This window comes from Exiguobacterium aurantiacum (genome assembly GCF_024362205.1).
Lineage (GTDB): Bacteria > Bacillota > Bacilli > Exiguobacteriales > Exiguobacteriaceae > Exiguobacterium > Exiguobacterium aurantiacum_B.
Genome location: NZ_CP101462.1, coordinates 200,169 through 219,449 on the forward strand (window position 1 = coordinate 200,169; position 19,281 = coordinate 219,449).

Below are 19,281 nucleotides of genomic sequence, written 5' to 3' on the forward strand. Positions count from 1 at the left end.
AATGGTAATTCATTAAGGGGGAAACGGAATGAAACAATTTCTTGGCAAGTGTATCGAGTACGCGTTCGTCGCCATCGTGTTCGTTGGTTTGTTTTTCGGACTGCGTTATGGAGTCAATCACTTCGTCTTAACAGCCGAGGAGTCTTATTTTTATGTCTTTCTCGGCACTGCATTTATCGTCTTTCCGGCTTCTCTATTTGGAGGTTACTGGCTGGCCCGTCCCATTCAGCGCCGTTTGAGCGGGAAAGAGACGGTCAGTTCGAACCACATGTTGCGCGGTAATGAAAAACCGCACGGAGTCACTGAGACACGAGACTACGGGAACGAGGGATCGGGATCGTTATGATGCAGTTGAAACGAACCGGCGATGCGGCATTGGTTGCGACGTTGAACCGTCCCATCCATGAACATCATCTTCAACTGGCGCCGGCTTTCTTTGCACCTTACGATCATGCGGCGATGAAAGCGGCGTTTTCGGAGATGATGGCGCGAGACGATTACCATTTCTTCACAGCGGAGGCCCATAGTGACATGGTCGGATACGTCTGTTTTCAAGAGCGGGTGAGTGAGGCGAACGCATTTCGGCAAGCTGTTCGAACACTTTACGTGCATCAAATCAGTATCAACCCGGAAGCGAAGCGAAAAGGTTATGGACGTTTGATTATGGATGAGGTGGAACGCTATGCCATCACGCACGGATTTCTGTCCATCGAACTGGATTATTGGACGGCGAATGAAGGGGCAGCTGCTTTTTATGAACGAGTCGGATTCCGAGCGAAACGTCAAATCGTCGTGAAGCAGCTGTAGAACGGAGAGACCGGTCATGGCCCGGCGGATCACCTTGTTCATCGTGTTGACGTTTAGTCTGTCATGGTCGTGTTGGGGTGTGAACATCTGGCTTGTCCGCACGACGGGCATCTCGTCTTGGCGCGCCGCTATGATGCGCAATTTTTGAAAGTGGAATGAGGAGGATTTGATGGAAACAGTCATTTTAGTCATCGGTGTCATCGGGACGATTTCGCTCATGCTATTCATGTCGAACCAGTGGTTGGGTTATGGCAAAGGGAACATCGTCATGACGCTAGACGAGCATTATACGAATTTAAATGAGTACGTGCCGGCAATCTTGACGAAATTGTATGAAGACGGGAAGTCGGCCCATTACCTCGGCGACCGAAAGTTTGAAGTGGACGGGAAACGCTACGTCCTCGTCGAGCGGACCGTCCCGATTGGTCGGATTCCAACACAGCAGACGGTGCTCATGCCGGACAAACAATAAGCCACGCCTCAGGCGCGGCTTATTTTATTTGACGGCGGGAGGACCGAACACACCAGCATGATAATCGCGGAACGCTTGGCGAATCTCGTCTTCGGTGTTCATGACGAACGGGCCGTGGGCGATATAGTCTTCTCGAATCGGTTTTCCCGAATAGACGAGCAATTTCGTGCGTGACGTCGCTTTTATGCGGAGTCCGCTCTCACCATCGGCCGTCTCGTCGAACGTGAGCGTCGCCACGTGCGTCTTCTCGAGCGGAGACGCTGATGTCCCGAGCTCGACCGCACCGGCGAGGATGTAGACGAAGGCGTTATGGTTCGCCGGGATGACGTGCTCATAGACCGCACCTTCCCGTAAGCTCACTTCACTCATCGTAATCGGGACGAGGCTATCCATCGGGCCTGTCGCGCCGGCGACCTCACCCGAATAGACACGGACTTGCCCCCCGTCGATTGGAACGATCGGGGCGTCTTCGACGTACACGTTTTGATAAGACGTCGTCGTCGTTTTGAGCGCTTTCGGCAAATTGAGCCATAGTTGCAGCGTGTGGATCAAGTCATCGGCGACGGCCTCCTCGGCGTGTCGGGCCGCCCAGCCTGCGTTCATGTACTGGACGTCTCCGGCATCTAAAATCGAATGCCCGCCATGGTTGTCGATATGTTCGAGTCGCCCGTCAATCACATAGGTGATTGTCTGGAAGCCGCGATGGGGGTGGTCTGAGAACGTGCCTCGTTTGAACCAATCTTCGGCCATCAAGATGAACGGGTCGAACTCGTCTTTTCGCTCAGGGGGCAAGATCCACCCTTGTTGCACGTGTGGATATCCAGGTTGCTTATAGGCGACTGGCCAATGTGTGGCGACGTCGCGCTCGAATCGATTTGTCATCAAATCCTCTCCTTTGCACCGTTTGCTGTCATTGTCGCATAGCGAACGATGGATGCTTCCCGATTTTGCCTAGAAAACGTGCAAAGACAGACTGGCGTGAACCAGTCTGTCTTTAGGAAGGGGGTTAGCCCTTTTGCTTATTGAATAGGTCATGCCAGCGTTCGGCATCGGTGCGGAGCAGTTTGAAGTGTGATCCTGTCAACGTATTCGTCAAAAAGACATCGTCCCCGTTATAGCTGACGTCGAACGTCTGCGCACAAATACCTTCAAAGACGGTCAAATAGGGAGTCGGGGCCGGGGTTCCGGCCGTGGCGACAGCCTTTGATCGATCGATCGCTTGGAACACGAACTGAACGGTCTCGGCATTGGCGTGATGCAAGAACGATGCGTCTTTGGACTCCGTTCCGAGCAGCGCCAATTCATGCGTCACGACATGGCGGCGGTGGGCGAATTGTTGGCGCATTTTCGTTTTTAACCGATCGCCGCGAAGCAATGTTTCTTCTCGATAGGTGATCGAGACGACTTGTTTATGCGCTTTTCCGTCGCGGATGAAAGAAAAGCTAAACAAAGGGTAGCGCTCATTCGGAACGAGCTTCATCGGGAGCGAGCTCGCCTGGCGAGCGCCAAGTAAGCGGTCGAAATTCGCATCTTTCGGTCGAAGGACGTCCTCGTATAAGGTTTGGTCCGGTGACATATGAAGTCCGTACTGTTTCGCATCTTGAGTCACCTCGGTTCCTAAGCCGAGGGAGAGAAAAGGTTGGCGCGAAGATTCGTCAATCGGCAACGTGATCGTCTCGCGCGATTCCGGTGATTCGAACGTAAACTCAAAAGAACCGTTGAAAGGCATCGTCACGTGAACGAGCGTCTGTTCGAAGGCGCTCCGTTTCGGATACGGCTCGTTGCCGACGGGTTTAGTCATTTCCTCTGTGAAATGAATCCGTTCGTGCGGTTGGGCGTTTCGTAGTTTTGACGTTTCCGAAGACGGGACAGCGTGGTCACGATACGCAATGAGACTGTTCGGCAACGTGTCGATTTGTTTCATATATGTGATCGTATCGGCTTGGCACTGGACGTAGGCTTGATTGTCCACTTCAAAAAAAGTGGCGGTCGGAAAGACATCGGTTGAGGTCGTTGTCGTCAACGGTTGGGTCAAAGTGACCGTCCCGATCAATTGACGCTCTCCGTCAGGAATATCGGGAATCGCGTCCTCCGGATAGCAGGCATCGAGGACGTTCGTCCGATCGGACTCGGTCATCTCGATTTGTTGCCCTGACGGCAGGGTGGCGCGACCTTGATAGTACTCTGGAGCTGTATGTAAACGAAATGCATGTTCTTCTTCACATCCAAAAAGGACGAACAACATGGCGAGCGTACAAAGAATCAAGTACTTTTTCACGAGGGTGCACTCCTTTGATGATTAACTTTCATCATTTTAGCACCATTTTTTTGTGACTTTAGTCTTAGGAAAATTAATGTGTTTTTTTAAAAAAAAATCAAAAAAACCGCTCAACTTGAACTGAGCGGGCTTGTTTTACACTTATGGATATGAAATGGAATTTCACTATTTTGAACATGTCGATTTTTGACGAATGAACGTTGGAATGGCCACGTTCTCAAAAAATGACTAAACTATTAAAAAAACAAGGATGAGATTAACTGGGTTTTATTTGTTTATTTTTACCTTTAATCAACGTCGCGGCCGCGGGCCGCCTTCAAAATTTCGAACCATTCTTCACGTGTGAGCTCGATATCGAGCGCGCCGACGGCGGTCTTGACTCGGTCAATTTTCCCAGATCCGACGATCGGCATGATCTTGGCCGGATGCTTCAAGAGCCATGCGTAAACGACTGCATCGATGCCGTCCGCTTCATGGCGGTCACTGATGTCTTCGAGTTTCTCGCGAAGAGGCGCATACTGTGACTCGGTGAACAGTTGTCCGCCGGCGAGAGGACTCCACGCCATGAGCGGCATCTGCTTCTCGTGACATAGGTCGACAGAACCATCTTCGAAGTGTTTCAATTGCATCGGTGAAAGTTCAAGCTGATTCGTCACGAGTTGGAACGGCAAGCGTGATTGGAGCAACTGTTGGGTCGCCGGTACGTGGTTCGAGACACCGAACGTCCGGACTTTTCCACTTCGTTGCAACGTGATGAACGCCTCGGCGACTTCGTCCGGGTTCATGAGTGGGTCGGGACGGTGAATCAACAACGTGTCAATCTGGTCGATGGCGAGCTCTTGGAGTGAACGCTCGGCTTGACGGATGATATGTTCTTTCGTCGTGTCATAGTGGTTAATCGTTTGACCTGGGTTATAAGAGCCTGTCAATTTGATACCGGTCTTCGTCACGATCTCGATTTGATCTCGGAGTGAAGGGTTGAGGCGCAGCGCTTCCCCAAAAAGTCCTTCACATGTATAGCCACCGTATATATCGGCGTGGTCGAACGTCGTGATCCCGAGCTCGATACATTGCTCGATGAACGTGAGACGTTCCTGCGGGCTCATGTCCCATTCGGCGAGACGCCACATGCCGTGGATGATCCGTGAGAATGATAAATCTTCTGTCAGTTCGATACGTTGCATGATTGGTTCCTCCTCATTGTCTGTCGCTTTCATTATAGAGATAAACGGGGGATGCGTCACTTATTGGGCGTATCGGACGGACGCCGACCGAGTCAAATGAAAGTGATTTCAGTTATGATAGGAAAGAGATGAACTGAAAAAGAGGAGTATCTTATGAATCATTATGAACAATATGCGGACGTCGCGTTTGAGCGACACGGGCAAGACACGCGTGTGACCGCCTATCATCCCGACCTCGAACTGCACGGGATCGGGCGCAGCGCTGCCGTATTCCGCATAAAAGCTACGCGACTCGTCATTAAAGTATTTTTTCCCGGCTATACGCACATCGCGGCCGAGGAAGCCATGATCTATCGGACGCTTGAGGGATTGCCTCAATTCCCGGGTCTGTACGACGCAGGTCCGACCTATATCGTCATCGACTATATCGAAGGGAAGACGCTGTTTGAGTGTTTGATTGAAGGCATTTGGATCGACCCCGCGTACATCGAGCAAGTCGATCAGGCGCTGATAGCGGCCCGGAGACTCGGGTTGACCCCGTCCGACGTCCATTTACGCAACCTCATCCTCACGCCGGACGGCCGCATCTATTTGATTGACTTGGCGCGGTTCCGACAAGGGCAACAAATCGATCACCAATGGGAAGATTTGAAGCGGATGTATCGGCTCTATCGCCTCCGCTTCATGCCGAAGCGGTATTCGGAGCGCTGGTTGAACGGTGTCGCCTATTTATATCGCACGTTCGTGAACGACCCGAGACGTTAGTCGACGGTCGTTTTTCTTTTGGAGATTAGGGAACAACAGTAACGTATTGTCGTTGTGTAGTCATTCAAAAGGAGGACGAATACATGGCTCATCGAATTTATGCGAACGAACTGGAAACGTTGCACGATTGCGTGGAGACGTGCAATTACTGTCTTGAATCTTGTCTCGAGGAACATGACGTGAAGATGATGGTCGACTGTATCCGACTCGACCGTGAGTGCGCCGCAATCTGTTCGTTCCTCGCCGAGGCGATGACCCGGGATTCGGCGTTCGTACCGGAACTCGCCCGGGCTTGTGCGGTCGTCTGTAAGGCGTGCGCCCAAGAGTGCGAGAAACATAAGCACGAACATTGCCAAGAGTGTGCGCGTGTCTGTTTCGAGTGCGCGTCGATGTGTGACCGCTTGGCAGCATAATGTGAAAAAGTCAGTCAAAACGGCTGACTTTTTTTATGTGGCAGTGAATCGTCACGTGTATTTTGAAATCGAGATAAGTATAATGAAGAAAACGTATGAAAGTGGTGTATGTATGATTCGTAACTGCCGTCGAGACGACCTTCAGGCCGTCCTACATATTTATAATGATGCCATCGTCAACAGTACCGCCGTCTACCATTACGAGCCGGTGACGCTGCAAAATCGTATCGCGTGGTACGAAGAGAAAAAAGCGGCCGGACTTCCAATCATCGTATGGGAAGAAGGCGATGTCGTGATGGGCTTTGCCACGTTCGGTCCGTTCCGCCCTTGGCCGGCCTATCATTATACGGTCGAACACTCGGTGTACGTCCATCCCGGCTACCGGGGGAAAGGCATCGGCAACAAGTTGCTCCGTGAGATTATCCGCATCGGTGAGGAACGGGAAGTGAAGACGATGATCGGTGGCATCGATGCCGCCAACATCGCGAGCGTCAAAGCGCATGAAAAGTTAGGATTTGTCCATTCCGGAACGATTAAACGGGCCGGCTACAAGTTCGGGAAGTGGCTCGACTTATCGTTTTATCAACTCGATTTGAAAGGTCCTGAGACTCCGCAAGAAGGCTGACCGCTAGCTGTCGACGTTCCGAAAATACGGTATACTGGGGACAGTGAATCGAATGGAGGAATCAGCATGACAGAACTACCGAATTGTCCGAAGTGTCAATCGTCTTACGTGTATGAGGACGGGAGCTTGCTCGTCTGTCCGGAATGTGCGTACGAGTGGTCACCGAGCGAGGCGGCCGAGGCAGAAGCGGACGCGCAAATCAAAGACGCGAACGGAAACGTGCTCCAAGACGGGGACACGGTCACGGTCATCAAAGATTTAAAGGTGAAAGGGACGTCGCTCGTCGTCAAACAAGGCACGAAAGTGAAAAGCATCCGTCTCGTCGACGGGGACCATGACATCGACTGCAAGATTGACGGCTTCGGTGCGATGAAGCTCAAATCAGAGTTCGTGAAAAAAATCTAAAAAAAGCGTGTTGATCCGTTCACGGACCAACACGCTTTTTGCTGTTTATGAGAAGAATGGTTTGTATTCGCGGCGTTCGTGCATGACGGATACCCATTGGAGCGTCGTGAACTCCTCGAGCACCCATTCGCCGTTGAAACGACCGAGACCAGAATCTTTCTCACCGCCGAACGGCAAGTGCGGCTCATCGTTCACCGATTGGTCGTTGACGTGAATCATCCCCGTCTCGACTTGGCGGGCGAACTCGGTCGCGCGATAGATTGAACCGTGGACGGCACCGCTCAGTCCGTACGGCAACTCGTTCGAGAGTTTTAGCGCCTCGGCGTCGTCCTTGAATGACAGAATGACGGCGACCGGTCCGAAAATCTCATTTTTCGCGAGCGGCATATCATTCGTGACACCGCTCACAACGGTCGGCTCGAGCACGTTCCCGTCAGCGTTGCCGCCGACCTGGAGCGTCGCACCGGCATCGACCGTCTGCTTGATTTGGTCAAGGATGCGCTCGACTTGATCGTGGTCGATGAGCGGGCCGACTTGTGTATCCGATTCGTTCGGATTGCCGAACTTCAAGGCGCGGACCCGCTCGACGAATTTTTCGAGGAACGCATCGTGAATCGACTCGGCGACAAGAATGCGGTTCGTCGACATACAGATTTGCCCTTGGTGATAGAACTTCGAATAGACGGCTGATTCCACGGCACGGTCGATGTCGGCGTCGTCCAACACGACGAAGACGTTATTCCCGCCGAGTTCGAGCGCTGTCTTTTTCAACAGGCGTCCGGCCTTTTCGGCGATGCCTTTGCCTACCTCGGTCGAACCGGTGAACGAGATGAGTTTTGGCACTGGGTGCTCGACGATCGCGTCCCCGATCTCCGAACCGCGACCGACGACGACGTTCAAGACGCCTTTCGGTAGGCCTGCCTCCTCAAATAACGAAGCGAACAAGAGACCTCCTGTGACCGGTGTCGCCGTCGCCGGTTTGACGACGACGGTATTGCCCGTCGCGAGTGCGGAGACGATTGAGCGGACCGCGAGGTGGAACGGGAAGTTCCATGGGCTGATGACGCCGATGACGCCGAGCGGTTTCCGGTAAACCCGGTTCTCTTTGTTCGGGACGATCGACGGTTTGATGAGCCCGTCCATGCGGAACGGGAACGTCGCAGCTTCTTTGATGATCGCCATCGAGGCTAAAAATTCGCCTTCTGCTTTGATGCGCGTGCTGCCCGACTCTTTGACGAGCCACTCGACGATATCTTCTTTATGTTGTGACGTCACCTCGGCGAACTTCTCAATCAAGGCGCGTCGGTTTTGCGGGAGCATCGTCGCCCATTCGACTTGTGCTCTTTTGGCGACCTCATAAGCCTTGTCGAGATCGGACTCGTCGGCGGACCGGATGGAGAATAACGTCTCGTCCGTGAACGGGTTGACGTTGTCGATCGATTTGTCGCTTGATCCTTCAACCCATTGGCCATCAATGTACATCTTTGTAAAATCGGTATGCATATTCAAACACTCCTTTATCTTTTTGATTCACCTTAAGAAGTATTCACCTGATTTGAAAAAATAAACCTCTCGATGCGCAACTAACTTGTTTTACAAAGTAGTTGAAATTGGTAGTGCCTTCCATTACTATTGTGTATAACAAGTTAGTTTGGTGAAAGTGAGGTTACGCCATGGCGATGAGTCAAATGTTAAAAGGACTACTCGAAGGTTGCCTGTTGGCCATCATCGATAAAGGCGAGACGTACGGCTACGAGATGTCGGAGAAGCTACAGGCGTATGGATTCACGATGGTGAGTGAGGGCAGTATCTATCCGGTCTTGTTACGGATGAAGAAAGACGGCTGGGTCGAGACGATTCAAAAAACACTGCCGTCCGGAGGGCCGAAGCGAAAGTATTACATCTTGACGGAAGCGGGACAGCAAGAATTGCTCGCCTTCAAACAACGTTGGGCGGAAGTGTCAAGCGGTGTCGACCGCGTACTCGGAGAGGGGAATGAAGATGGAACTTTCAAAAAAGAGTCGTGACTTTTTGGATGATTTGGCGGTATATCTCATGTCGAGCGGGAAGTCGGAAGATGAAGTGAAAGACGTTGTCGAGGAGTTGAAAGATCACCTTGAGGAGGCGGAACGGGCAGGGAAAAGCGTGGACGATGTCGTCGGCCAAAGTCCGAAAGCCTACATGCAGCATCTCGGTCGTGAGATGGCGTTCGATGGGAAAGGGTTTTTCAAAATCATCGCGATGATCATCCCGAACGTGTTCGCGTACATCATCATTTCTAACTTCATCCAAGGTGAGATGACGTTCTCAACGGTCCAGTTGATTGGGTTCCCACTCGTCGCCGTCCTGTTCTTGCTGGCCGCCGCACAAGCGTTCCGCAACATGTCGGTTCGCTCAAAAGAAAGTAAAATCAAAAATGGGGCGACGTACATCGCGCTCGCGGCGATGCCGATGACGTTATTCCTCGGGTTGATGATACTCGACATCTTCGTCGAGACCCCGACGATTGTGTTCGGCCCGACTGGCCAACTCGTGTTGCTCGGCCTTGCCGTCGTCACGTTGCTCATCGTCTCGGTTTGGACGAAAACATGGATCAATCTGATCATTCCGATTCTCTTGTTCGGGCCACAATATGCGTTCGCTCAGACGAGCTTGCCGCTCGAGCAACAACTGATTTTCTCGATGTTAATTTTATTCGTCGGGATGGGGATCTTCTTGTTCGTTTTGTGGAAAAAGAATCAACAAGGACAAGCCTGATGCGGGGGCGGATCATCTTAGTCGGTCTCTTGTGTCTGCCGTGGGGCTTTTTCGTGACAGCGGCAGACTTTCTGTGGGGGAATGCGCTCGGTTATCTCGTGGTTCCGGCCGTCATGTGGTGGAACGTGTGGCGGTTTAGTCGGCGCGGATGGCTTCGATGGATTGCTTTAGGGCTTATCATCTCCTATTTCATTTCTACGGCAATGGTCGGGTACATCGATGGGGCATGGGATTACTTCTTCAAGCCGTTCAACCAGTCGATCGTCATGAACATATGGACCGTCGTGTTCGCGAGCGGGGTCGGCGTGGGGTACGTGTATCGGTGGGCGTTTGAAAAAGCACGTGAATCTGCTTAAGGTCGGACGCGGCTGGGAATAGGCAACTGTACGCCTAAAAGAGAAAGAAGGGATTCCCATTGCCAGTCAATCCGACGATTCAATTTTATTTGAACCAGTTTCAAAATCAGCTCTCGACCACATATGACCAATTGGATCCGTTCGAATTAAGACGACAAGAAGACGCAATGATGACCCGGTTTCAACATAAAGAGCACGTGCATGAAGTTGAGGAGCGCGTGATTGTGCTACCGGACCGCTCGCTCCCGATCCGCATCTATCGGTCGGGTCGAACGATCGCGCCAGCACTCGTGTATTATCATGGAGGCGGATATGTCACGGGCAGTCTCGACACCCATGATGCGATATGCCGGACGATCGCGAACGAGGCCGACTGCACCGTCATCTCGGTCGGCTATCGACTCGCTCCGGAACATAAGTTTCCGACAGCCGTCTACGATAGCTATGAGACGCTCGTTTGGATTGCGGATCATACCTCTGAACTCCAGATTGACGCCGAACGTCTCGCGGTCGGCGGTGACAGCGCTGGCGGGACACTCGCCACGGTCTGCGCCTTGATGGCGATCGAACGAGGTCGCCCCCTCGTCATGCATCAGTTGCTGTTTTACCCGGTAACCGGGACCGAGGAGAACTTGCCGCTGTCATTGATTGATTACGCGAACGGTTATCTGCTCGATGAAGGGCTCATCCGGTGGTTCCAGCAACAATACTTCCATGATGAGTCGGAATTGATGCATCCGTACGCCTCGCCGATTTTTTCGGACCATTTGGGGGACCTTCCCCCGACGACGTTGTTGACGGCCGAATACGACCCGCTCCGAGATCTCGGACGCGCATATGCCAACAAATTGATTAGTCTTGGTGTCCCGGTGATGTATCAAAATTACGATGGCTTGATTCACGGGTTCGTCAACTATTACACGTACGTCCCGGAAGCGAGACGAGCCGTCAAAGAAGCGGCACAGTCGCTCGGACACGCATTCCATACACAAAAAACTCGCCCCTGAGGCGAGTTCAGCTTGTTGACTAACCTCAATCGAATCGCTCGTCCTTTCGGCGCCCACGCTTTCCGCAGGCAATCCCGGAGCCGCATCGCGACTAGCGTCGCTGCTGGGTCTCCGTCGGATTGCTCTCCTGCAGGAGTCGGGGCGCCGTCGGACGAGCAACTCAAACGGTCGCCATCTGGCGGCCGTTTGTCTTTTTCTGAGGCCTCGATGGCCGAAGAAAAAGCCCAGATATGTTCTTCGAACCGATGAAAACGGGAAACGGTAGGTATGGACCGTCACCGCCTCCGAACAGGAAGGGGAATCAATCATGTACCGAGCCCACATCGCCAAACGTCATGAACCGATCCACACCGCGGCCTCGTTGGACCAGTTGGTCCCGAAAGACCACCTTGTCCGAAAGATCGACCGCCATGTCGACTTCTCCATCGTCCATCGTCTGTGTGCACCGCTCTATTCGAACACCGGGCAGCCCGGCATCGATCCGGAGATCCTCATCAAGATCATCCTCCTCGGCCCGTTGTTCAACATCCGGTCCGTCCGCCGGACCATCAAGGAGATCGAGACGAACCTGGCGTACCGATGGTTCCTCGGGCTCGGGATGGACGAGAAAGTCCCTGACCATTCGACGATCAGCCAAGCCTACCGGCGACGGTTCGCCGGGACGGACGTCTTCCAACAAATTTTTGACGACATCATCCACCAGGCGGAGGCGCATCACCTCGTCTCGGGACGGATCCTCCTCACGGATTCGACCCATATCCGGGCGAACGCCAGCAAGAAGAAGTTCGACAAGACCGAGGTCGACGCGGTCGTCACTGCGGTCGAGGACGAGCTGTTGGCGCGCGTGAACGAGGATCGGTCCGCGCACGGAAAAAAGCGCTAGAGCCCGCCGAGCCCAGCGAACCTAAAAAGAAGGTGAGCAAGGTGAGCCGGACCGATCCCGAGGCGGGCTATATGTATCGGACCCGGAAGCCGGAAGGCTTCTTTTGGCTCGTCCACCGAACGGTCGACGCAAAGTATAACTTCATCGTCGATGCCTACGTCACGCCGGGGAACGTGCATGACAGTACCGTCTATCTGGAGCGTCTGGACTACATTCTTCAGCATTTCGCCTTCCCGCTCGAGGCGGTGGCGCTCGACGCGGGCTATTTCTCAACGGAGATCGCCAAGTCGCTCGTCAATCGTGGCATCTATAGCGTCATCTCGAGACGCCGCTTCGGCGGCAAGAAAGGGAAGTTCCGAAAGTCCAAATTCACCTACCTCGCGGATGAGGACGCCTATCGCTGCCCGGCCCGCCAAATCCTCCGTTACAGCACGACGACCCGCCAAGGATACCGTCAATACGTGTCCGACCCGAAAGTCTGTCAAGACTGCCCGCTCCTCGAAAAATGCATGGAGAACGAGACGAACCGTCGGATCATCACGCGCCATTTGGACGAGCCGTTCCTCGAAGCGGTGAACAGAAATCGATTGACCGCATCCGGTCAATACCTATACCGTCTCCGGCCACAGACCGTGGAGCGCTCGTTCGCTGACGCGAAGGAGCTTCATGGGCTCCGTTTCACGTTCTACCGTGGGCGTGAGGCGGTCCAGCGCGCCAACCTGGTGGCAGCCACCGCACAAAACATGAAGAAGCTGGCCAACCTGTTGGCCTGGAGAGACCGTATACATACCATTTTTTCAATCTTGTGCCGGGCAGAGCGCCTCAAGCTCATCGAACCTAAAAAAAGACGAACCAATCCGCGAAAAGCGAATTGGTTCGTCAACAGCCTGAACTCGCCCCTGAGGCGAGTTTTTTTCATGCTTTCGATAAATAAGGGAAGCGACAGCCTTCCGGGAAAAATTGTCCTTCGTTCATGCGAATCATCCATTGGCCGTCGCGGGACGGACGTTGTTCCACGCCGTCCAGATCGGGCGTGAATTTAAAGACGATTTCGGTGATGCCTTCAAAGGAGAGGCGGGCCACGACGTCACGCATATCGACAGGTCGCGGCGACAGCACGGCATACAAATTTAAGCGCGAGCGCTCAATCATATAAATGACATGGACGTCATCGAAACGATACACGTCCTCGTCCATCCCTTGATAGTAATGAAACATCCAAATGTGCATGTCGTCTGTCGTATACAGTCGCGGTGAAAACGGGAGCGACTCCAGTTTGAAACGACGCCACTGTTCGGCATCGACGTCGACGCGTTCAAGCGCGGGCGCTGATCCCGACACTGAAACGAAGAGCTCCGGTTCGGGTTGGGCGGTGAATCCTTGCTGCTCGTAAAACGGTTCAACGCTTTCGTTGCAAGCTAGGAAATAAGGCAACCCATCCGTGTCGTGCTGCTTGAACAAATGCTTAAAAATGCGGGTGGCGAGCCCTTGTCCTTGTCGGATCTCGTCCGTCATGACCGTTCCGATTTGATACGCTTCGCGCGCGGTTCCGTCCATCATCACTGTCATCCGGCTCATCCCGACGTTCGAGATGACATTCCGATAGAACGTCAATGAATAACAGCGATAGTGGTCAGTCCATTCGCCAGCGTTGTACCACTCGCGAAAATCGATGCCGAATGTCTCGTCGGCCAAATAGAAAAACGACGCGAGTTCTTTATCGGAATACTCGAGGTTGCTGATTGGTGGTTTTGGCATGTGGCTCACTCCCTGTTTTGAACTTCTCGGCCCATTCCTGTACATTAGAGGCAGAGAGGGGTAATACAGATCATGAAACGATATGAAGCGATTTTATTCGATGTCGACGATACATTGCTCGACTTTAAACAGAGCGAGCACGTCGCCTTGGAGCAGTTGCTCGCTGCCCACAACGTTCGGATGACGGATGAATTGAAACAGCAGTATGTGACGATCAATAACGGATTATGGCGCGCCTTCGAGCGCGGCGAGGTCGGACGGGAAGACGTCTTGATGGGCCGACACACGCAACTGTTCGATACGCTCGGCATCACGATCGACGCGCATGAAGTCGAACAGCGCTATCGCGACCATTTGCACGACGGGGTGCACATCATCGATGGGGCACTCGAGCTCGTCCGAACGCTCAGTGAACAGTATCCGCTCTATATCGTCACGAATGGTGTGACGGAGACTCAGTTCAAGCGGCTCGAAGCGTCGGGACTGCTCCCTTATTTCCAGGACGTGTTCGTCTCGGACGCGACCGGTTCGCAAAAGCCGATGAAGCCATTTTTCGACTATGTATTTGACCGAGTTCCGAACGTGGCACCGGAACGCGGACTCATCGTCGGGGACTCGTTGACGGCAGACATCGCCGGCGGTCGCATGTATGGGCTCGACACGTGCTGGTACAATCCGCACGAGATTGCGGCGTCGGTCGAGACGACGTATGAGATTCAAGACTTGCACGAGTTGAAATCGATTCTGTCCGGCTCAGCGGTCGATAAAGTGGGGCGGCAGTGATTGCGGCAACGCGTAGAGCGTCTCTGGGAAGAGTTTCAAGTCCCGGAGCGCGTCGAGCGGCTGCCAACGATAGATGAGGTGATTCCCTTCTGGTCCATGGAAATCTCCGTGACGGAGCGGGAGGTCACCCGATACATAAAAGTACATGCCGATTTCATGGACCGTGCGCTCCAAATACGTGAAGAAATTTTTGGAAACGAAAGCGAACGTCGTTCCCGTCAGTGTTGCTTCGAGTTCTTCTTGCAGCTCACGCGTCAAAGCGAGCTCGGCCTCTTCGCCGATGCCGACGCGTCCACCCGGTAACGCCCAAAAGTCATCGTTCACGTTCCGATGAACGAGCAAATGACCGTCTTGGACCCAGATGCCGGCGACGCGATAATTGAACGTGCCGTGCTCGGTCGGAAATACGATATCCATTTTCATCACTCCATTCCTTAAGCTACATCAAGTATACGCCAAGGAGGCAGATCATGTTTCAATCAAATGAGAGTTATAAAGGCGAGGACTTCCGCGACGAGACGCTCCGTGACATCCAACTCACGCAGACGACGTTCGAGAACTGTCGCTTCACCTATATCGATGCGACCGAGTTCGAGACCGAACAGTGTCGTTTCATCAACTGTGACTTCACCGATTCGAAGTGGAACGCTTCACGCCACAGCGGCAGCTCGTTCCTGAATTGTCAGTTCAACGGGGCGAACCTGTTTTTAAGCGAGTTCGACCAATGCAAGATGACGGGTTCGTCGTTTGAGTCATGCACGTTTGAAGGGGTCGTCGTGCGCGAGGGTGATTGGTCGTTCGTCAATCTGCGTCACGCTCCGCTCCGGAAGATGGATTGGTCCGGTGTCCGTTTGACCGAGGCCGATTTATATGGTGCAGACTTGAAAGAATCACGCTGGACGAACGCCGTCTTGTCACGTGCCGTCTTGCAACATGCCGATTGCACCGGTGCTGATTTTGTAGGGGCCGAGATGGATGGGGTCGATTTCTCGGACGTCATTCTGAAACAAGCGACGCTTGACGTCATGCAGGCCGTTCAAATTGCCCGTTCGCTCGGGGCAAACGTCATATGACCAATAAGCAAGTGCTCGAGTATTTGACGTCATTGGCCTTGGAGCGGGAAGACGTCCGCGTCCTCGTTTTGAACGGGTCGCTCGTCAATCCGAACGTGTCGACAGACCGCTTTCAAGACGTGGATATCACTTGTTTCGTGAAAGACGTGACCGCGTTCATCGAAGATCGCTCTTGGCTGGTGCCGCTCGGGGATGTGTTGATCATGCAGACGCCAGACGAGGTGCCAGGAGACGTCGAGTATGAACATTACGCGTTTCTCGTCCAGTTTGCAGCGGGACACCGCGTCGATTTGACCGTCCGCCCGCTGCGTGACGTGGAGGCGACGATTCAAACGGATTCACTCAGTATCGTCCTCGTCGACAAAGACAGCATCGCCGGTCAACCGATTCCGTCCGATCATTCGTACCGCATCAACCGGCCGAGCCGATTCGACTATGAGCAGTGCTGGAACGAGTTTTGGTGGGTGTCACTTTACGTCATCAAAGGGATGCATCGGAAGCAACTGCTGTACGCTTTCGACCATTTGATGATCATGCGGACGATGCTCCGACAGATGCTCGCGTGGGAAGTCGGTTTTGCGACAAACTTTACAGCGAACGGAGGAAAGTCCGGGGATGGGCTGGAGAGATATCTGGCCCCTGAAGTATGGCAAGCCTATCTCGATACATACACATCAGCCGAGACACTAGCGATGGAAACGGCCCATGCGACGTTGGTGGAACAATTTGAGCGGGTCAGTCGCCGCGTGGCCGACCAAGCCGGATATCCGTTTCAAGAAGCGGAGGCGCAACGAATTCGTGACGCCTTTTCGACGCTTTGGTGTTCAAACGATTAGTTTTTGGTTGAGTCGGGAAAAGCCCCTCTATAGAAGGGGGAATGACGCTTGAATCCGTATACGACGTTCATCGCGCTCCTAGTGGGGAGTTTACTTTTATTTGTCGGCATCCGGACGAAAAAATGGCCGATTTTAGTCGTGGCCTTATTTCCGCTTGGACTTGTCGCCTTCAACATGTATTTACTGATCACTGGACGTTAGAAGACTGTTTTTTTCAGTCTTCTTTTTTGTATATCGATTTTACAAAAAACGCCGTCGGCAACAAGATCCCGATGGCCGCTTCGAGCAAGGCGAACAGCCGGGCCGGGCCAATCGGTAGCAAGTCGCCGAACCCGATGGATAGCAACGTGACCCCGCTAAAGTAGAGCAGATTGCGCCAGCTTGGTTCGACCGCGGTCATCGTCTCGAGTGAGGTCACCAAGATGACACCATCTCGTGAGAGCGCGTAGTAAATCAAGGCGAACCCGATCATCACGCCGAGCAGGCTGACGAACAAATGGCTGAACAAACGCAAATCAAAAGCGGTCTGCTTGTACGTTTGGCGCTGAAAGAAGGTAAACACGTTCAAACCGATGAATAACAGGGCAATCGTCAATAAAATGGAATTCACGCCCATTTCTCCCTTCTGTGACAGACTGTATTATGTTGTTTCCCTGATCGTTCACCGTCAAACGGACCGATTCACACCAAGACGGATTCATTCAACAAGGAGGTGTCCGAGTGCGACGATGTTTAATGGGCGGCTTATTGCTCATCTTCTTTTTAGGAGGATGTACGACGAAAGAGCCGTTTGATTTTGATGAGATCCATTCCTATAAGATTTTTTACAACATGCCCACCGAGGCGATTATTGAAGATATGGCCCGATACGACCTCGTCATCATCGAACCGATTTGGTATACACCGGAACAGATTGAAACGATTCGGTCGAACGGGACGAAAGTGCTCGGCTATATTAACGTGATGGAAGCGGACACGTGGAATCGAGCGCTCATCGGTCAAATGGACAAAGACGATTTCTTCTATCGGGACGGGGAGCGCATCTATTTCCCGAAATGGGATTCGTATTTGACGGATATCAGCTCGTCCGATTTCCGTAAAATTTTAATCCGTGAGATTCAAAAACAAGTCATCAATAAACATCTGGACGGAATTTTCCTCGACACGGTCGGTGATATCGATGACGTCCACCTCGACTATCCGGACGACTTAGAAGAACAGCTGGCTGGGCTTGAGGCCTTTTTACAAGCGATTGAACAAGCGTATCCGGGCGTTCCTGTCGTCCAAAACTGGGGCATCGAGACGCTCGAACGAACGAGTGCGCCTTATGTGGAAGGCTTCATGTGGGAAGGTTTTAACTACACGGAAATCACGTCCGATTCTTGGTCGATGGAGATGCTCGATCGAATGAACGCGATTCAGGACGAATACGGAATCGCTGTCCTCACCGTCTCAGACCAAGAAGAAGCGACAAGTCGGGATATGGCCGAGGCGAACGGGTTCATCCATTATCACGAACCGACATATTACAATACATGGGATTTTTAGGCGCTAATTAGGGTAAGAGAAGATAAGGGATTGTGCACGCCTGTCCAAGGGCGGTTGATTATCCTATATTAAAACTGAAGAGACATTATCCATGAGGAGGGGATTATCATTCTGTACGCTCAAGACCGTCCATGGCTCAAATGGGTCGAGATTCTTGTCGTGTTCGCACTATTGATCGGAATTGATTTATTCTTCAGTCTAGGCACGATTCAAAACGAACTGAACTTGTTTTACGTGGCCGCCATCCTGTTCGCCCTCAGGTATGGAACGATTTTCGGCTTAATCAGTTTCGGCATTTTGCTCCTCTATAAAGTGTTATACACCGGCTTAATAGGGGGAGATATCTTCCTGTTGTTCTACGATACAAACTCACTTCTTACATTGTTTTACTACTTCGCCATCACTGTCATCGTCGGGTTGTTCAGCACCTCATTTCGAGAGCGTTACGAAATCGGTCAGTTCCGCAACGAAGAACTGAAAGATGAAAACACGTATTTGAAAGAGACCGTCGATTTACTCAACACTTCGCAAACCACACTTCGTCAAAAACTACTTCAATCCGAGTACAGCCTGAACCAATTGTATGAACTTGCCGTATCGCTCGATTTGCCACATCCAGAATTGATTCGAAGCGAGACGATTCGTCTGTTGAAAAAAACGTTCCTAGCGAGCGATGTCGCCATTTACCACGTTGACCGCTCTCAGAAGTCGATGCGTCTCTTGATTCGCCAAACGGACAAGAAAGAATTCCCGCAAACGATTTTCCTCGATGAGGCGTCGAGTATGTTCAAACGGTTCTTCCAAGTCCAAGAGACGACGCTCCGTCAACTCGACGATGAGAACACGGACCCGATGTTGCTCGCACCGATTATCGTAGACGGCACAACCCGTGAAGTCGTCGTCATCAAGCGGCTACCGCTTCGGAAATTGACGACCGATGATTTGCACGTCCTCAACATCCTCTTCTCCTGGATCGGGACGCGCATTCAAAACGCCGAGAACCTGATTCGCAAAGAGCAACACGAGAAGATGCATAAAGGCACTTCGTTTTATAAGAAAGAGGCGTTCACGGAACTCGTGGCCATCCAAGAGCAAAAGAAACTTCACCACGGACAGCCCTATATCGTGCTCGATTATGCGCTCGGCTATGAACCGGTCTCACTCGAGAGTATCGAGGCCATCGTCCATTCGTATTTGCGGGAAATTGATGTCGTCGGGTATGACCCGGAGGAGAACAAGCTATTGCTGTTACTCCCGGGAACGAGTGAGGAACACCGTCAACGAATCTATGACCGGATCGAAGGGATTTTGATCCAGAAGGGAGTGTGACG

General features: G+C 52.5%; 24 protein-coding genes and 1 pseudogene. 18 read left to right on the forward strand and 7 right to left on the reverse strand.

Going from position 1 to position 19,281, the window contains the following annotated elements; translation table 11 throughout:
- Positions 1–28: 28 nt before the first annotated feature.
- From NMQ00_RS01170 to NMQ00_RS01180, 3 genes are all read left to right on the forward strand, one after another.
- The gene (locus tag NMQ00_RS01170; protein WP_255177563.1) at positions 29–346 is read left to right on the forward strand and encodes a hypothetical protein; all 318 of its coding nucleotides are present in this window, start codon (positions 29–31) and stop codon (positions 344–346) included.
- Entirely contained in the window at positions 343–807 is a 465-nt protein-coding gene (locus NMQ00_RS01175) for a GNAT family N-acetyltransferase (RefSeq protein ID WP_255177564.1), read from the forward strand. Before NMQ00_RS01170 ends, NMQ00_RS01175 begins: the two co-directional genes overlap by 4 nt.
- A gap of 169 nt (positions 808–976) precedes the next feature.
- On the forward strand, positions 977–1,279 hold the full coding sequence (locus tag NMQ00_RS01180; RefSeq protein ID WP_255177565.1) for a hypothetical protein: 303 nt from the start codon (positions 977–979) through the stop codon (positions 1,277–1,279).
- A 24-nt stretch (positions 1,280–1,303) separates the two neighbouring features.
- Here NMQ00_RS01180 and NMQ00_RS01185 read toward each other — a convergent pair whose 3' ends face one another.
- The 3 genes from NMQ00_RS01185 to NMQ00_RS01195 all read right to left on the reverse strand — a co-directional run bounded on the left by NMQ00_RS01185 (position 1,304) and on the right by NMQ00_RS01195 (position 4,741).
- Positions 1,304–2,161, reverse strand: coding sequence for a pirin family protein (locus tag NMQ00_RS01185; protein ID WP_255177566.1), 858 nt, complete (start codon positions 2,159–2,161; stop codon positions 1,304–1,306).
- Positions 2,162–2,285: 124 nt separating this feature from the next.
- Positions 2,286–3,557 carry a hypothetical protein gene (locus tag NMQ00_RS01190; protein WP_255177567.1) on the reverse strand — a complete coding sequence of 424 codons (1,272 nt, stop codon included), beginning with the start codon at positions 3,555–3,557 and terminating at the stop codon, positions 2,286–2,288.
- Between the two features lie 287 nt (positions 3,558–3,844).
- The gene (locus NMQ00_RS01195) at positions 3,845–4,741 is read right to left on the reverse strand and encodes an aldo/keto reductase (RefSeq protein WP_255177568.1); all 897 of its coding nucleotides are present in this window, start codon (positions 4,739–4,741) and stop codon (positions 3,845–3,847) included.
- Between the two features lie 153 nt (positions 4,742–4,894).
- Between NMQ00_RS01195 and NMQ00_RS01200 the strand changes: the two genes are divergently transcribed.
- From NMQ00_RS01200 to NMQ00_RS01215, 4 genes are all read left to right on the forward strand, one after another.
- Positions 4,895–5,506: a protein kinase family protein gene (locus tag NMQ00_RS01200; RefSeq protein ID WP_255177569.1), complete on the forward strand. Its 612-nt coding sequence runs from the start codon at positions 4,895–4,897 to the stop codon at positions 5,504–5,506.
- An 83-nt stretch (positions 5,507–5,589) separates the two neighbouring features.
- The gene (locus tag NMQ00_RS01205) at positions 5,590–5,919 is read left to right on the forward strand and encodes a four-helix bundle copper-binding protein (protein WP_034779654.1); all 330 of its coding nucleotides are present in this window, start codon (positions 5,590–5,592) and stop codon (positions 5,917–5,919) included.
- 112 nt (positions 5,920–6,031) lie between these two features.
- Complete coding sequence (locus NMQ00_RS01210) at positions 6,032–6,544, forward strand: GNAT family N-acetyltransferase (RefSeq protein WP_255177570.1); 513 nt, start codon at positions 6,032–6,034, stop codon at positions 6,542–6,544.
- 66 nt (positions 6,545–6,610) lie between these two features.
- The gene (locus tag NMQ00_RS01215) at positions 6,611–6,949 is read left to right on the forward strand and encodes a zinc ribbon domain-containing protein YjdM (protein ID WP_255177571.1); all 339 of its coding nucleotides are present in this window, start codon (positions 6,611–6,613) and stop codon (positions 6,947–6,949) included.
- Positions 6,950–6,994: 45 nt separating this feature from the next.
- Here NMQ00_RS01215 and NMQ00_RS01220 read toward each other — a convergent pair whose 3' ends face one another.
- The gene (locus NMQ00_RS01220; RefSeq protein WP_255177572.1) at positions 6,995–8,452 is read right to left on the reverse strand and encodes an aldehyde dehydrogenase family protein; all 1,458 of its coding nucleotides are present in this window, start codon (positions 8,450–8,452) and stop codon (positions 6,995–6,997) included.
- Between the two features lie 170 nt (positions 8,453–8,622).
- Between NMQ00_RS01220 and NMQ00_RS01225 the strand changes: the two genes are divergently transcribed.
- From NMQ00_RS01225 to NMQ00_RS01245, 5 genes and pseudogenes are all read left to right on the forward strand, one after another.
- Positions 8,623–8,976 (forward strand): PadR family transcriptional regulator, encoded by a 354-nt coding sequence (locus tag NMQ00_RS01225; protein WP_029594492.1) that lies wholly within the window; start codon positions 8,623–8,625, stop codon positions 8,974–8,976.
- Positions 8,951–9,706: an HAAS domain-containing protein gene (locus NMQ00_RS01230; RefSeq protein ID WP_255177573.1), complete on the forward strand. Its 756-nt coding sequence runs from the start codon at positions 8,951–8,953 to the stop codon at positions 9,704–9,706. Before NMQ00_RS01225 ends, NMQ00_RS01230 begins: the two co-directional genes overlap by 26 nt.
- Positions 9,706–10,062 (forward strand): hypothetical protein, encoded by a 357-nt coding sequence (locus NMQ00_RS01235; RefSeq protein ID WP_255177574.1) that lies wholly within the window; start codon positions 9,706–9,708, stop codon positions 10,060–10,062. Before NMQ00_RS01230 ends, NMQ00_RS01235 begins: the two co-directional genes overlap by 1 nt.
- 59 nt (positions 10,063–10,121) lie before the next feature.
- Positions 10,122–11,069 carry an alpha/beta hydrolase gene (locus NMQ00_RS01240; protein ID WP_255177575.1) on the forward strand — a complete coding sequence of 316 codons (948 nt, stop codon included), beginning with the start codon at positions 10,122–10,124 and terminating at the stop codon, positions 11,067–11,069.
- A 307-nt stretch (positions 11,070–11,376) separates the two neighbouring features.
- Positions 11,377–12,722 (forward strand): annotated as a pseudogene (locus NMQ00_RS01245) (IS1182 family transposase); the annotation flags it as partial.
- 145 nt (positions 12,723–12,867) lie between these two features.
- Here the strand turns inward: NMQ00_RS01245 and NMQ00_RS01250 are convergent.
- Positions 12,868–13,710, reverse strand: a complete 843-nt coding sequence (locus NMQ00_RS01250) for a GNAT family N-acetyltransferase (protein ID WP_255177576.1) — start codon at positions 13,708–13,710, stop codon at positions 12,868–12,870.
- 72 nt (positions 13,711–13,782) lie between these two features.
- Between NMQ00_RS01250 and NMQ00_RS01255 the strand changes: the two genes are divergently transcribed.
- Entirely contained in the window at positions 13,783–14,493 is a 711-nt protein-coding gene (locus NMQ00_RS01255) for a YjjG family noncanonical pyrimidine nucleotidase (RefSeq protein WP_255177577.1), read from the forward strand.
- Here NMQ00_RS01255 and NMQ00_RS01260 read toward each other — a convergent pair.
- Entirely contained in the window at positions 14,464–14,910 is a 447-nt protein-coding gene (locus NMQ00_RS01260) for an NUDIX hydrolase (RefSeq protein WP_255177578.1), read from the reverse strand. The two genes, NMQ00_RS01255 and NMQ00_RS01260, sit on opposite strands and share 30 nt — an antisense overlap.
- 53 nt (positions 14,911–14,963) lie before the next feature.
- Here NMQ00_RS01260 and NMQ00_RS01265 point away from each other — a divergent pair, with 53 nt between their 5' ends.
- Genes NMQ00_RS01265 through NMQ00_RS01275 form a run of 3 tightly spaced genes read left to right on the forward strand, consistent with a single transcriptional unit; the run spans position 14,964 to position 16,603 of the window.
- The gene (locus NMQ00_RS01265; protein WP_214711219.1) at positions 14,964–15,566 is read left to right on the forward strand and encodes a pentapeptide repeat-containing protein; all 603 of its coding nucleotides are present in this window, start codon (positions 14,964–14,966) and stop codon (positions 15,564–15,566) included.
- Positions 15,563–16,402, forward strand: a complete 840-nt coding sequence (locus NMQ00_RS01270) for an aminoglycoside 6-adenylyltransferase (protein ID WP_255177579.1) — start codon at positions 15,563–15,565, stop codon at positions 16,400–16,402. The genes NMQ00_RS01265 and NMQ00_RS01270 overlap by 4 nt, the downstream gene beginning before the upstream one ends.
- Before the next feature lie 48 nt (positions 16,403–16,450).
- On the forward strand, positions 16,451–16,603 hold the full coding sequence (locus tag NMQ00_RS01275; protein ID WP_034779628.1) for a hypothetical protein: 153 nt from the start codon (positions 16,451–16,453) through the stop codon (positions 16,601–16,603).
- A gap of 13 nt (positions 16,604–16,616) precedes the next feature.
- On the opposite strand, the gene NMQ00_RS01280 is transcribed toward NMQ00_RS01275, so the two are convergent.
- Entirely contained in the window at positions 16,617–17,018 is a 402-nt protein-coding gene (locus NMQ00_RS01280) for an ion channel (RefSeq protein ID WP_255177580.1), read from the reverse strand.
- Between the two features lie 104 nt (positions 17,019–17,122).
- On the opposite strand from NMQ00_RS01280, the gene NMQ00_RS01285 reads away from it, so the two are divergent.
- Positions 17,123–17,950: a glycoside hydrolase family 191 protein gene (locus tag NMQ00_RS01285; RefSeq protein ID WP_255177581.1), complete on the forward strand. Its 828-nt coding sequence runs from the start codon at positions 17,123–17,125 to the stop codon at positions 17,948–17,950.
- Positions 17,951–18,109: 159 nt separating this feature from the next.
- The gene (locus NMQ00_RS01290) at positions 18,110–19,279 is read left to right on the forward strand and encodes a GAF domain-containing protein (RefSeq protein WP_255177582.1); all 1,170 of its coding nucleotides are present in this window, start codon (positions 18,110–18,112) and stop codon (positions 19,277–19,279) included.
- Positions 19,280–19,281 lie beyond the last annotated feature (2 nt).